Genomic DNA, 13,754 nt, shown 5'->3' on the forward strand with positions numbered 1-13,754 from the left:
CCCTCCCTGGCCTTGTTGCATGCGCTGCACTGATGTGCTGATCGATCCCGGTCAACGAGAGTCCGACAAACGCCGTCGAGACCGACATCACAGAGAGATAAATAATATCATGCCGGCAAGACGGAAACGCTCGTACATGAAGAGCGACGACAGGAAAACCAGCACTGCGGCTGCAGCAAAGCTTAATTGACGAAAAGCCTGGACCTCGCTTTGCCTGTCCCGAACTTTTCTGCTCCCGATTACATAAGTCATTTCCTCAGTCGCAGCTAAGTTTTCTCGCTTACCCTGCAAGCTCGAGACTGCGGAATCCGGCGTACGGACGTATTTCCGGCAATACCCGCCGCATGGACAAGGGAAGCCGCCAGCGCTGTATAGTCGGCATGGCGTGCGGCCGAATGGCCGGGTTCGTCCGGCCATCGGACATTTTTCGGGACAAGGAGCGAGGCGCATCGTGAGAGTGCTTTTGGTGGAAGACGACAAGATGATTGCGCAAGCGATCGAACAGGCCCTCAGGGACGCGGCCTATGCCGTCGACTGGGTGAATGACGGTCGCGCCGCGCAGACTGCCATCAAGGCCCAGGAATATGGCGTCGTCCTGCTCGATCTCGGCCTGCCGCATCTGGACGGCTTTGAAGTGCTGCGCCACATTCGCCAGAGCGAGGTGCCGGTCCCGGTCCTGATCATCACCGCGCGCGATGCGCTGGAAGACCGCATCCGCGGACTCGACGGCGGCGCCGACGATTACGTCATCAAGCCGTTCGAAATGGGGGAATTGCTGGCGCGCATGCGCGCCGTCCTGCGCCGCAACGGCGGCAGCGGCAACCCCATCCTGACCAACGGCGCCATCAGCCTGATTCCTTCCACCCGCGAAATCACTTTCGAAGGCAATACGCTGCGTTTGTCGTCACGCGAGTTCGCCCTGATGCAGTCGCTGCTGCTGCGTCCGGGTGCCATTCTGTCGCGCCGCGATCTGGAAGACCGGATCTACGGCTGGAACGAAGAAGTCGAAAGCAATGCCGTGGAATATCTGATTCATTCCATACGCAAAAAACTGGGCAACCAGATCATCAAGAATGTCCGGGGACTGGGATGGATGGTTTCAAAAGAAAAATAACGCATTCGCTGCAAGCGCAACTGCTGTTCTGGCTGTCGCTGGTGATCGTCGTCGCCGCGCTGGGCGGGGGTTATTTTTCGTTCCGGGGCGCCTTCAATGAAGCCTATGAATTCCAGGACGATCAGTTGCGCCAGATCGCCGGCCTGATGGAGCAGCAACGCCCCGCGCCCGGATTCGTGATTACGGAAATTACCGAAGAAACCGCCGATCCGGAATCCCAGGTCATCGTGCAGGTAATGGGCAAACACGGCTCTGAAATCTCCGTGCGCCATGACGAAAAACTCAGTCTGCCGCCGAATTTGCCCGAAGGCATCCAGACCTTCCAGTCCAGCCATCACGCCTGGCGGCTGTTCATCCGCAACCTGCCCAGCGGAGACCGGCTGGTGGTCGGCCAGCGCACCGAAGTACGCGACGAGATCGCGCACGGCAGCGGCTTGCGCACGGTGTTGCCGTTCCTCGTGCTGATGCCGGTGCTGCTGATTGTGGTGAACGTGCTGATCCGGCAAATGTTGAAGCCGATCGCCAAATTGTCGGGCGATCTCGACCGGCGCGGCGAAGCGGACCTGGGCGCCATGGATGATCGCCACGTGCCGGCGGAGATCCGCCCCTTTACCTCGTCCATCAACGCGCTTCTGCTGCGCGTGGAAAAATCGATGGAGATGCAAAAACGCTTCGTCGCCGATGCCGCCCACGAATTGCGCTCGCCGCTGACGGCGCTGTCGCTGCAGGCGGAGAACCTGTCCAAGATCGATCTGCCGCCGCCGGCCACGGAACGGCTGTCCGCGTTGCGCGGCGGCCTGCAGCGCATGCGCACGTTGCTGGAGCAATTGCTGCTGATGGCGCGTTCGCAGGCAAGTCCGCAGGGGCAGTCGCAGCAGCCCTTGTCGCAGGTCCCGATGGAAGACATGTTCAAACAGGTGCTGGAAGACCTGATGCCGATGGTCGAAGCCAAGAAGCTCGACATCGAAGTGCGCGCCGACCGCGAGACCCGGTTTCACGGACATGCGTTCGACTGCGTCGTCGTCATCAAGAACCTGGTCGACAACGCCATCCGCTACACGCCCGAATACGGCCGCATCGTCATGAGCGCGCGCCAGGACGGCAACCAGGTGCTGATCGACATCGAAGACAGCGGCCCCGGCGTGTCGGACGAAGACCGGAAGCGTATCTTCGATCCCTTCTACCGCGTGCTCGGCAGCGGCGAATCGGGATCAGGACTGGGGCTGGCCATCGTCAAAGCGATTCTGGATCGCAACGGCGCCAGCATTTCCGTTGCCAATATGAAGGACGCCGGCCAGACCGTTTCCGGCCTGCGCGTGACGGTCTGCTTTCCCGGCCGTTTTCCAACGGCCTGAAGCGCGTTTCGTGCCTCGCTCAGGGTTTCCTGACAATCAGCCGCTGTATGGTTTTTCCTGAAGACAGACTGGTTTCCGTCTTGTTGAACAACACGTGATGGCCGGCACAGGCATCCAGTACGGACTGTGCATCGAAGGCCGCGTACAGGCGCTGATGTTTGTCGCGCTGTGACGCATCGTCGGTGACGCGCCAGCTCAGATACAAGGTGCCGCCGGGACGAAGGAGCGCCAACAAGCGAGCGGTCGCCGCAGGAACATCACCGGGATCGAGATGCATGATGACGGTCTCGCACAGCACGTTCTGAAACTGTCCGGTCGGCACGCCGTCGAGCGCCGGCAACAGGGCGCTCTCGAAGGTCAATGTCGGATAACGCCGCTGCGCCTCTTCCAGCAAACCGGCAGAACCGTCATAACCTGCCGCATCGAAACCGTTGGCATTGAGCCAGGCGACATCGCGCCCTGCGCCGCAACCGATGTCGGCCGTCGGGCCGGGTGCAAAATGTTCACTCAGCAGCGCATACATGTCATCCGGCGCCGGCTGCGCCAGCCAGTCGTCGGCAAAGGACGCGGCGTTGCTGTCGTAGGCATGCAATGTCTGGCTATCCATAGCGCATCTCCTTCTCTGAATCCGGTCATGATAGCCGCACTGCACTGTTCTTGCCGGACGGCAGCGACTTTCGTCCTGTTACAGCGAGCGGGTGATGCCGCCGTCGATGCGGATGTTCTGGCCGGTGATGTAGGCCGCATCGTCCGACGACAGATGCGACACCAGCGCCGCGATTTCGGCGACCTTGCCGTAGCGTCCCATGGGGATCTGTTCCCGGATGCCCGGTTTCTCCGGCAGGCTGTCGATGAAGCCCGGCAGGACGTTGTTCATGCGGATGTTCTCGGCGGCGTACTTGTCGGCGAACAGTTTGGCATAGGCTGCCAGGCCGGCGCGAAACACGCTGGACGTCGGGAACGACTGCGACGGCTCCACCGCCGAGAAACTGGAAATATTGATGATGGTGCCGCCGCCCTGCCGTTGCATCAGCGGCGTGACCAGGCGCGCCGTGCGCACCACGTTCATCAGATAGACCTCCATGCCGAGCAGCCATTCTTCGTCGCTCAGCTCCAGCACTTTTCCCTTCGGACCGTGACCGGCGCTGTTGACCAGCACGTCGATACGCCCCCAGCGGGCCATGCAGGCGTCCACCACTTTTTGCAGATCGTCCGGTGAACGATTCGAACCGGTGACGCCGACGCCGCCAAGGCTTCCGGCGAGCGCCTCGCCCTTGCCTGACGACGACAGGATGGCCACGCCGAATCCGTCCGCCGCCAGTCTTTGCGCCACGCCGGCGCCCATGCCGCTGCCGCCGCCGATGACCAGGGCGACTTTTGTAGAGGATGTTGTGTTCATTGCTGCTCCGCCTTTTGAATTTGTGAAATCTGCAAGCTTCGATCGCAGGCGACAGCGTACACGATCGCCCGCCGGCTTGCCGGGCGTCATCTTTTACCGCAGGAGAAACGATTTGCGGTTTTCCACAGTTGTTTTTAACTCGCGTATTTAACCTGTGATTTTTTCGCAACACTTTGACCAATAGCAGGCCGCATACGCTCTTCAAGGCCATACCAGGCAGCATGTTCTGCTTGGTATCGAAGATGCAAATGGTTATGATTCTTATTTAGTTACATATCCAAAGAATACTTTTACATGTCTGCCTGAGCCCCTTAATCGCACGCCGGCAGCACCACTCGCTTTTATATCAACCGAAACGACCATGACTCCATTTACTCTCCCGCGCTCCGTCGCGACGCCGAGCCGCTGCGCCGTCGCCATTGCAACCGCTTTGTTGTCCCTGTCCGGCGCGTCGTATGCACAGCAGGCAACGACTGATACGCCCAACACGCTGGAGTCCATCCAGGTCAGCGGCGACTGGCTGGGCAGCAATAGCCTCGAGACAAGCGTGAAGACTTTCCCGGGAGCGCGCACCGTGGTCAAGAAGAGCGAAATCGAAAGCACCGGCGCCGTCAGCATCGGCGACGTGATGCGCCGCATTCCCGGCGTGCAGGCAACCGACAATTCCGGCACGGCCGGCAGCGCCATTTCGCTCAATATCGGCGTACGCGGCCTGACCGGACGCTATTCTCCGCGTTCGACCATCCTGCTCGATGGCCTGCCGATGGCGGTGGCGCCCTACGGCCAGCCGCAAATTTCGTTTGCGCCGCTCAGCCTCAACAACATCGAATCCATCGACGTCGTGCGCGGTGGCGGCGCGGTGCGCTACGGTCCCCAGAACGTCGGCGGCATCATCAACTTCAAGACACGTTCGATCCCGAACCAGCCGGGCCTGACCAGCGATGCCAGCGTGCGCTACAACAGTTTCGGCCAGGGCGGCTCCAGCACGCAGTACAGCGCTTTTGCAGGCACGCAGCTCGACAACGGCCTCGGCCTGGCGATGCTGTATTCCGGTTCGGAAGGATCGGGATGGCGCGACAACAGCAACGAGCGCCTGAACGATTTCGCGTTGAAGTTCCGCTTCGAAATCGATCCGAGCTCCGAGATCTACGGCAAGGTGTCCTACTACGACGTGCTCTCCCGCACGCCGGGCGGCCTGACAGTCGCGCAGTACAATGCCAATCCGTTCCAGAACACGCGCAAGCACGACTTCTGGTCGGGCAACCGCAAGGCCATCGACCTCGGCTATCTGAACACGATCTCGGACACCAGGGAATTTGAAATCCGCACTTACTTCGTCGAAAGTTTCCGCCAAAGCGTGCTGATCGGCAGCTCCACGACCAATTACCAGCATCAGCCGCGAGACTACCAGACCACCGGCATCGAACCGCGCTACACGCAACGCTTCATCACCGGCAAAGTCGCCAACGACGTGACCGTCGGCTATCGCTACATCGGCGAGCGCGGCACCGACAAGACCTACAATGAGTCCATCGCAACCGGTGTCAATGGTGCAGTTTCTTCATTCAAGAACAGCACCGATGCGCATGCGCTCTATATCGACGACAAGATTGCTTTCGGCGCATGGCGCATTACGCCGGGTGTGCGTTACGAGCACATCAACTCCAGCCGCATCGATTCGACCACCAACGGCAAGTTCGAAGTCACCAACAACAAGCCGCTGCCGTCGGTGAACGTGGCCTACCTGTATTCGCCCGAGCTGACGCTGTTCACCAACTACAACACGTCCTTCGGCGTGGTGCAGAACACCCAGCTCAACTCGCTGTCGGCCAGCAATCCGCTGTCGCCGGAACTGGCCAAGACCGTGGAAGCCGGCGCACGCTGGAAGGGCAACAATCTGTCGGCTGAAGTCACCGTGTTCGACATCCGCTTCGACAACCAGATCTCGCAAATCCCGGGCACCAATCCTGCACTCTTCCAGAACATCGGCAAGACCCAGCATGACGGCGTCGAAACCTCGGTCGATTACAGCTTCGACAAAGACGGCGCCCTGCGCGGCCTGAGCCTGTACGCGACCTATGCCTACACCCGCGCCTTGCAAAAGTCGGGGACGACCTCCGGTCTCGACGTGCCGTTCTATTCGCGCACGACCGACACCATCGGCACACGTTACGAGACGGGTCCGTGGGCGTTCAATCTGTCGACCACGCATCAGAGCCGCCAGTTCATGGATGTCGCTAATACCATTACGGAAAGTGCCGACGGCAGCGTCGGCGAGATCCCCGGCTTCCGCACCTGGAATGCGCAAGTCAGCTGGAAGATCCCCAACGCCAAGGGCTTCGATGTCATGGCGGGTGTCAACAACCTGACCGACAAGCGCTATTACACGCGCAACATCGACGGCAATCCCGGCCGCATGGTCGGCGCCCCCCGCACGATCTACGTGCAAGGCCGCTACGCGTTCTGATAGTTTGATTGGCGCCATGATACAAACCGAAGTACGCAAAGCCCGGCGTACTTCGGCTTCGGCCCCTTCCCGTCGGCGCCGTGCGGTTTGCCTCACCTCGCGTCAGCTCACATCCGGGACGGCCTGAAACTCTTCGCCAGCTGATTCAGCATGAACTCCGGCGCCAGCCGGCTCATCAGCTTGAGCACGTTGCTCAGACCCGGACGAATTTCCAGCTTGCCGGCTTCGATGCCTTTGATCGCATGTTCAGCGAGCACTTTGACGTCCATCGCTTTCATGTCCTTCACCTCTTCCTTGAACTCGTCCCGGAACAAGGGCGTCTCGGTCCCCGGCGGCGCCAGTTCGATCACCGCAACGCTGCTGCCGCGCAATTGCACGCGCAAGGCTTGCGAGTAGGAATGCAGTGCAGCCTTGGTGGCGCTGTACACCGGTGAAGAAGCGAACGGCACGAACGCCAGTCCCGACGACACGTTGATGATGGCGGCATCCTTCTGCGCTTTCAGGTGCGGCAGGAATTGCTGCACCATGCGCAACGGTCCGCTCAGATTGATGTCGATTTCGCGCGTGATGTCGGCGACGCCGTGACGCGTGTCGTTGAGATCGAGATTGCGCATGATGCCGGCATTGTTGATCAATACATTCAAGGCGGGAAACTGCGCCGTCACCTGTGCGTGCAAGGCGGCAATCGCCCCGGCGTCGCTGACGTCGCTCTGAATGGCGTGCACTTGCGGCAACACGCGTTTTGCCGCGTGCAACTTTTCGCTATCGCGGCCGGTGATGATCACGGTGTTGCCGAGCGCGATCAGGCGGCGCGCCAACTCAAGGCCGATACCGCTGCTGCCGCCGGTGATGAGGATGGTTTTATTCTTCAGTTTCATGACTGCTCCTGGGTGAGTCCGATGATGATCGATGGATGAGCGACAAGTTTCGCTTGCCAGAAAACCCGCTGAAACCCAGTATATGGACTACACTCTCTTTTAGAAAGTAGGCACTATCAAGTGCGAGAGTTACCGAAAAGAGAGTAACAGGAGAGCCAGAAAATGAAGATCGCACCGCCCACCAAAGAACAAATTGCCAAGGCGCACTACTATATTACGCAAGCGCCGCCGCAAGAAATCGATCCGCGCCTGGAAGCGCTCGTCACCGAAGTGATCGGCCGCGTCGCCGACAAATGGACCATGCTGATTCTGGAAGTACTATCGGAACACGGCGAGTCGCGCTTCACGCGCATCGGCGAACTGGTCGGCGGCATCAGCCAGAAGATGCTCACGCAAACCCTGCGCCAGATGGAACGCGACGGCTTGCTGATTCGTACCGTACATCCGGTGGTGCCGCCGCGCGTCGAATACAAGCTGACCGGGCTCGGCATGAGCCTGGGCGCAGCATTTTGCGGCGTATGGATCTGGGCTGCAGAAAACTTGCAAAGCATCGAACAGGCGCGCCGCGAGTTCGATCAGAGAGCGAATGACAAGACGGTAAAGTAAATGCAGAAATGAAAACGCCCTGCATTCCTTTCATGGAATGCAGAGCGGAAGGCAAGCGACGACATTCAAGCCATCGTCATCAACTCAACGCCAGCCGCGATGCCAGCCGTATTGCGGATGACGCCAACCCCAACCGTAGTGGGCGTGATACTCCCAGACATAGCCCGGTCCGGGCGATGCATAGGTCGGCTGCACATACACCACGCCCGGTGGCGCAACGTAAGCCGGTTCGACATACGCCGGGCGCACCGATGGCGGCGTCACCACGCAACCACTGACGGCTACCACCACGGCCGCCACCGACAACAAGCCTGCGATCCTGATCATTCGGGTATTCATCTTTTTGCTCCTCGTTAGGAAATCGGACAATGATGTCAGCCCTATATCAACCGCCCGGGCAGACGCCGGACGCAACAAGGCTGTTACCCTCTTAACGAAGAAAGACCACAAAACGAAGACGGTAAAGTTGTATTAATCTGTAAGAAGATTCAGCAGTTTGTCAGACATTGCCAAGAAATAAATTTGCCATGCCGTCATCACCGAACGCGTCTCCGATTGCGCTGTTTCAATCTACGCGGCATCCGTCGAACACGTCAGCACTTCCCATTGCGCCAGCTCCTGCGTCAGCTCCGCCAGCTTCTTCCTGACCAGTCCCAATGCATCGCTTCCCAACAGCAAATGCGCCGGTGGCGACGGACTATCCACCAGCGTCAACATCGCCTGCGCAGCTTTGCGCGGATCGCCCGGCTGCTTGCCGCTGCGCTCTGCACGTGTATTGCGGATGGGGTCGAACAGCGCGTCGTAGTCGGCGACACTGCGCGGCGAACGCACCATCGAACGCCCCGCCCAGTCGGTACGAAACGATCCCGGCGCCACGGCAGTGACAAACACATTGAAGGCCCTGAGTTCCTTGCCCAGCGTCTCCGAAATTCCCTCCAGCGCGAACTTGCTGCCGCAGTAATACGCGATTCCCGGCATCGTAATGAAGCCCCCCATCGAGGTGATGTTGATGATGTGGCCGCGTCGGCGTTGACGCATGAAGGGCACGAAGGATTTTGTCACCGCCACCGCGCCGAACACGTTGACGTCAAATTGACGTTGCAACGCATCCATGCCGGACTCCTCGAAGATACCCTCATGACCGTAACCGGCATTGTTGACCAGCACGTCGACCGGGCCGATGGCGGCTTCAACATCGGCCGCGATCTTTTCTGCGGCGGCAAAATCAGTGACGTCGAGAATACGTGCGAATGCGCGACCCGGCGTTGCTGAAAACTGCGCTTTGAAATCGCTTGCGGCAGCGGCATTGCGTACCGTGCCGATCACGCGATGGCCGGCATCGATGGCAGCTTGCGACAAGGCGCGGCCGAAGCCGCTGCTGACGCCGGTGATAAAAAAAGTTTTGGATGCAGACATGGCAATTCCTTTGCTGTGCGTGAAAAACAAGAACAAAAATCGACCAGGCCATTATCGATTTCCACGCATTCTGAAGCTGCCGGTTCTTCTCGCATGTTTGCCTGATTCTATGAGACACCTGCAAATACAGGAAAACAATGGCACAGTGGCGGCATTGCCAATTGCCGGATTCAATGACATGCCAACCTCCTTGCCGCTCAGCACGCCGAAGGAAATCCGTCGCCGCATGGCCGAACGTATGGTCGAGTTGCTGGCGGCGCTGACGCCGTTGGAAGGCTACAACCTGTCGCCGCTGCCGGACGTGCGCTTCCTGCGTTCGAATCGCCCGCTGAAGCGCATGCCGGTGCTGTACGAGCCGGGCATCGTGATCGTGGCGCAGGGACGCAAACGCGGCCATCTCGGTTCGGAAGTGTATTTGTACGACGCTCAGCACTATCTGGCGGTATCGGTGCCGGTGCCGTTTTCGATGGAAACCGACGCCAGCGAGAAGGAGCCGATGCTGGCGATCTACCTGCGTCTGGATTTCAAGGTCGCGGCAGAATTGATGATGCAGATCGATGAATGCGTCGGCCCCAGCGCCGCCAAACCGCGTGGGATGGTGTCAACGCCGATGGAGACGGCGCTGAGCAGTTCCGTGCTGCGTTTTTTGGAAGCCATGAGCAATCCGCTGGAAGCGGAAGTATTGGGTCCGTCGTTGAGACGCGAAATCTACTTCCGCGTGTTGACTGGTCAGCAAGGAGGATCGATGCGCGCCGCGCTGACCATGCAAGGACAGTTCGGCAAGATCTCGCGCGCCATCAGCATGATCCACCGCAGCTATGACGAAGCGCTCGGCATCGAACAACTGGCCAGGGAAGCCGGCATGAGCGTGCCGACCTTCCATGCCCATTTCAAGACCGTGACGGATACCTCGCCGCTGCAGTATCTGAAATCGACGCGGCTGCATCAGGCGCGCCTGCTGATGCTGCGCAACGGCATGACGGCGGGCGCCGCCTGCGCGCAAGTCGGTTACGAAAGCGCATCGCAGTTCAGCCGCGAATTCAAACGCCTGTTCGGCCGTACGCCGGTCGATGAAGTCGAACGCATGCGCAAGAGCTTTACACTGCCGCCGCAGGATGACGGCGCGCAGTTTGTGTCCTCACATTGATTGCGAAAATCTCACGTCGCACAAATGCTGCAGCTATGCCCCTTGCAATTGTGCAGCACGCTGCTGCGCCCCGCGCCTGCATGCGCGCCCGGTCCCGCGGCACCCTGCCCGGCCAGCTGTTCTGCGCCGTTGCGCGGACGCCAGCGCTCCGTCACCTGCAAGCCGACGCGACCTCCTGTCAGCAATGGCGCGGCGATGGTATCCGTTTTGCAGTAAGGGCAGGCAACCTGGCCATGCAAGGCCTGCATGTTGAGGAATTTTTCGAAGATGCCTTCGCAGTGGCTGCAGCGGATATCGTATAAGGGCATGTTCTGCTCCGGTGTGAAAATTGCTTTGACGCGAGGATCGCGGACGAAGTGAGACCTCCATCCGCGATTGGACTAAACGACTAAGGTTTTCGCCCCCAATACGACTTGTCATTCAACATCCCCTTGGGCGTGATGTCCTGATCGAAGATCGAGGTCGGCAGCGACACCGTGCACGCGCAGTTCGGAATATCGACGATGCCGCCGATGCGTCCTTCCACCGGCGCCGCGGTCAGCAGCATGTAGGCCTGGCTGCCGGTGTAGCCGAAGTGGGTCAGGTAGTCGATCGCCTTCAGGCAAGCCTGGCGATAGGCGACGGTGGCGTCGAGGTAATAGTTGACGCCGTTTTCGACGCTGATGCCTTCGAAGGTCAGCCACTGCTCGTAGTGCGGCTTGACCACGCTCGGCATGAAAATCGGCGAGGTGATGTTGTACTTCGCCATGCCGCCCTTGATCAGATCGAAGCCGACGTGGCTGACGCCGTCCATTTCAATCGCGCCGCAGAAACCGATTTCGCCGTCGCCTTGCGAAAAGTGCAGGTCGCCCATCGAGAAGCCCGCCCCCTTCACATACACCGGGAAGAAAATCCGCGTGCCGGCCGACAGATCCTTGATGTCGGTATTGCCGCCATGCTCGCGCGGCGGCACGGTGCGCGCCGCGACCTTGGCCATCTCGTCGAACTTGGCGCCGGTCAGGCCGCGCAACACGGCAGTGCTCGGATCCGGCGGTTTGGCCAGGCCCTTGGCGGCCAGCGGCGCTTCGCGGCGATTCCATTCGGCCAGCAGATCGTGCGACGGCAAACATCCCATCAGGCCCGGATGCGTGAGGCCGGCGATGCGCACGCCGGGAATGTGGCGCGAGGTGGCATACAAGCCTTTCAGATCCCAGATCGCCTTGTCGGCCTCGGGGAAATAATCCGCCAGGAAACCACCGCCGTTTTCCTTGGAGAACACACCCGAGAAACCGACCGGCGTCACCGGCTTGATGTCGAGCAGGTCGATCACCAGCAGATCGCCAGGCTCGGCGCCTTCGACATGGAAAGGACCGGTCAGCGGATGCGCGCGCGTGAGGTCGACGTTCTTGACGTCGGCGACGTCGTCGGTGTCCTTGATCTGGGCATCGAGGAAGTCCAGCGATTCGATCAGAATCGCTTCGCCGGGCTTGACCGACGACAGGAAAGGCAGGTCGGGATGCCAGCGATTGTGTCCGAGTTCAGGCTGCTCTGCCAGCGGTACGCCGGGCTTGATCTTGAAGTGTTGCATGCGACTCTCCTTCTCGTGTGGGATCTGTATGAATGAGCGGTTATTCGTTGGGAATGCCCGGCACCGGGCATTCCGGCGTGCCGGCGGTCTTGCGCGTGATGGCTTCAACCTTGGCGCGCGCAGCCTGCGGATCGTTGACCCAGGTCTTGTAGAAATCGAAGGGACAATCGGCCACGCCCGCCGACGACTCGCCGGAATTAATCTTGCCGGTGTAGCCGCGATGCAGCAGCTTGAACAGATGGTTCTGCGACTGCCAGTTGCGGCGCGCATCGCGAATCGCGCCGACCGACAGCTCGGCATACTGAATGCCCATCTCTTCGGTCTCGCATTCGCCCAGCGTGCGGCCGTCGAAACCGATGATCGCCGAGTGGCCGAAGTAGGAATACACGCCGTCGAAGCCGGCCGCGTTGGCGACGGCGACATAGACGTTGTTCATCCACGCCATGGCCTTCGACACCAGCACCTGCTGGTCCTTGGCCGGATACATGTAACCCTGGCAGCGCACGATCAGCTCGGCGCCCTTCATGGCGCAGTCGCGCCAGATTTCCGGATAGTTGCCGTCGTCGCAGATGATCAGGCTGATCTTCAATCCCTTGGGACCGTCGCAGACGTAAGTCGTGTCGCCCGGATACCAGCCCTCGATCGGCGTCCACGGCATGATCTTGCGGTACTTCTGCACGATCTCGCCCTGGTTGTCGATCAGGATCAGCGTGTTGTAGGGCGCCTTGTGCGGATGTTCTTCATGGCGCTCGCCGGTCAGCGAGAACACGCCCCAGACGCCGGCGATGCGGCAGGCATCCGAAAACACGCGCGTTTCTTCGCCGGGAATGCTGGCGGCGGTGTCGTACATTTCCTTCTCGTCGTACATGATGCCGTGCGTCGAGTACTCCGGAAAAACGACAAGATCGAGGCCGGGCAAGCCCTGCTTCATGCCGACCAGCATCGCCGCGATCTTGTTGACGTTGTCCATCACCTCTGCGCGGTTGTGCAGGCGCGGCATCTTGTAATTGACGACCGCCACGCCTACCGCGTCTTTACTGCTTGATATGTCTCCGTGCCTCATGGTGCTCCTCCTTAAAGACTGCCGATATACAAATGAACTGCGCAGAAAAATCAGACCGACAAATACTTGCTGATGGTCGGTGCATCGACGTTGGCGCGCGTGTCTTCATAGACGAAACGGCCCTTGTCGATCACCAAGAAACGGTCGGCGATTTCCAGCGTGAAGCTCAGCACCTGTTCCGACACGATGATGGTGAGCTCGCGGATCTTGCGGATCTCTTTCAGGCTGCGCGCGATGTCCTTGATGATGGACGGCTGTATGCCTTCGGTCGGCTCGTCCAGCAACAGCACGCGCGGATTGGTTGCCAGTGCGCGTGCAATCGCCAGTTGCTGTTGCTGCCCGCCAGACAGGTTGCCGCCCTTGCGGCTGCGCATCTCGTACAGCACCGGGAACAGCGCGTACAGCTCGTCCGGCACCTTGCCGCGTGCATCGGCGGCAAGGCCGGTCTGGATGTTTTCCAGCACCGTCATGCCGGGAAAAATCATGCGGCCCTGCGGCACGTAGGCCACGCCGCGCGAGACGCGCTGATGGCTTTCCATGGCGCCGAGTTCGACGCCGTCGATCTTGATGCTGCCGTCGCGCAGCGGCAGGATGCCCATCAGCGTCTTGAACAGCGTGGTCTTGCCCATGCCGTTGCGGCCCATGACGGCGACGATTTCTTCCTTCGCCACCGACAGGTTGATGTCGTGGATGACGGCGCTCTGGCCGTAGCCGGAAGCAAGATTGGATACGTTGAACATGG

Annotated in this window: 14 protein-coding genes; 5 read left to right on the forward strand and 9 right to left on the reverse strand. The window is 60.1% G+C overall.

The annotated features are described in order from the left end of the window. Positions 1-451: 451 nt before the first annotated feature. Positions 452-1,114 carry a response regulator gene (locus PMI16_RS24300; protein WP_007884532.1) on the forward strand — a complete coding sequence of 221 codons (663 nt, stop codon included), beginning with the start codon at positions 452-454 and terminating at the stop codon, positions 1,112-1,114. After that, positions 1,090-2,469, forward strand: coding sequence for a sensor histidine kinase (locus PMI16_RS24305; protein WP_007884533.1), 1,380 nt, complete (start codon positions 1,090-1,092; stop codon positions 2,467-2,469). The genes PMI16_RS24300 and PMI16_RS24305 overlap by 25 nt, the downstream gene beginning before the upstream one ends. Before the next feature lie 19 nt (positions 2,470-2,488). Here PMI16_RS24305 and PMI16_RS24310 read toward each other — a convergent pair whose 3' ends face one another. Continuing rightward, positions 2,489-3,076: a class I SAM-dependent methyltransferase gene (locus PMI16_RS24310; RefSeq protein WP_007884534.1), complete on the reverse strand. Its 588-nt coding sequence runs from the start codon at positions 3,074-3,076 to the stop codon at positions 2,489-2,491. A 78-nt stretch (positions 3,077-3,154) separates the two neighbouring features. Further along, positions 3,155-3,868: an SDR family oxidoreductase gene (locus PMI16_RS24315; RefSeq protein ID WP_007884539.1), complete on the reverse strand. Its 714-nt coding sequence runs from the start codon at positions 3,866-3,868 to the stop codon at positions 3,155-3,157. A 361-nt stretch (positions 3,869-4,229) separates the two neighbouring features. Here PMI16_RS24315 and PMI16_RS24320 point away from each other — a divergent pair, with 361 nt between their 5' ends. After that, entirely contained in the window at positions 4,230-6,335 is a 2,106-nt protein-coding gene (locus PMI16_RS24320) for a TonB-dependent receptor family protein (protein WP_007884541.1), read from the forward strand. Positions 6,336-6,442: 107 nt separating this feature from the next. Here PMI16_RS24320 and PMI16_RS24325 read toward each other — a convergent pair whose 3' ends face one another. Beyond that, positions 6,443-7,213, reverse strand: coding sequence for an SDR family oxidoreductase (locus PMI16_RS24325; protein WP_007884545.1), 771 nt, complete (start codon positions 7,211-7,213; stop codon positions 6,443-6,445). Between the two features lie 162 nt (positions 7,214-7,375). Between PMI16_RS24325 and PMI16_RS24330 the strand changes: the two genes are divergently transcribed. Beyond that, on the forward strand, positions 7,376-7,819 hold the full coding sequence (locus tag PMI16_RS24330) for a winged helix-turn-helix transcriptional regulator (protein ID WP_007884547.1): 444 nt from the start codon (positions 7,376-7,378) through the stop codon (positions 7,817-7,819). A gap of 84 nt (positions 7,820-7,903) precedes the next feature. Here the strand turns inward: PMI16_RS24330 and PMI16_RS24335 are convergent, their stop codons facing one another. After that, positions 7,904-8,158, reverse strand: coding sequence for a hypothetical protein (locus tag PMI16_RS24335; RefSeq protein WP_007884549.1), 255 nt, complete (start codon positions 8,156-8,158; stop codon positions 7,904-7,906). A gap of 231 nt (positions 8,159-8,389) precedes the next feature. Then, the gene (locus PMI16_RS24340) at positions 8,390-9,235 is read right to left on the reverse strand and encodes an oxidoreductase (RefSeq protein WP_007884550.1); all 846 of its coding nucleotides are present in this window, start codon (positions 9,233-9,235) and stop codon (positions 8,390-8,392) included. 178 nt (positions 9,236-9,413) lie between these two features. Here PMI16_RS24340 and PMI16_RS24345 point away from each other — a divergent pair, with 178 nt between their 5' ends. Next, positions 9,414-10,382: an AraC family transcriptional regulator gene (locus PMI16_RS24345; RefSeq protein ID WP_237719944.1), complete on the forward strand. Its 969-nt coding sequence runs from the start codon at positions 9,414-9,416 to the stop codon at positions 10,380-10,382. An 11-nt stretch (positions 10,383-10,393) separates the two neighbouring features. Here the strand turns inward: PMI16_RS24345 and PMI16_RS24350 are convergent, their stop codons facing one another. The 4 genes from PMI16_RS24350 to urtE all read right to left on the reverse strand — a co-directional run bounded on the left by PMI16_RS24350 (position 10,394) and on the right by urtE (position 13,752). Next, a complete protein-coding gene (locus PMI16_RS24350; RefSeq protein ID WP_007884554.1) occupies positions 10,394-10,690 on the reverse strand; it encodes an FmdB family zinc ribbon protein in 297 nt (98 codons plus the stop codon). Positions 10,691-10,770: 80 nt separating this feature from the next. Next, complete coding sequence (gene fmdA / locus PMI16_RS24355) at positions 10,771-11,949, reverse strand: formamidase (RefSeq protein WP_007884558.1); 1,179 nt, start codon at positions 11,947-11,949, stop codon at positions 10,771-10,773. Positions 11,950-11,989: 40 nt separating this feature from the next. Next, entirely contained in the window at positions 11,990-13,012 is a 1,023-nt protein-coding gene (locus tag PMI16_RS24360) for an aliphatic amidase (protein ID WP_007884559.1), read from the reverse strand. Between the two features lie 50 nt (positions 13,013-13,062). Beyond that, complete coding sequence (gene urtE, locus PMI16_RS24365; RefSeq protein WP_007884563.1) at positions 13,063-13,752, reverse strand: urea ABC transporter ATP-binding subunit UrtE; 690 nt, start codon at positions 13,750-13,752, stop codon at positions 13,063-13,065. Positions 13,753-13,754 lie beyond the last annotated feature (2 nt).

This window comes from Herbaspirillum sp. CF444, assembly GCF_000282135.1.
Lineage (GTDB): Bacteria > Pseudomonadota > Gammaproteobacteria > Burkholderiales > Burkholderiaceae_D > Herbaspirillum.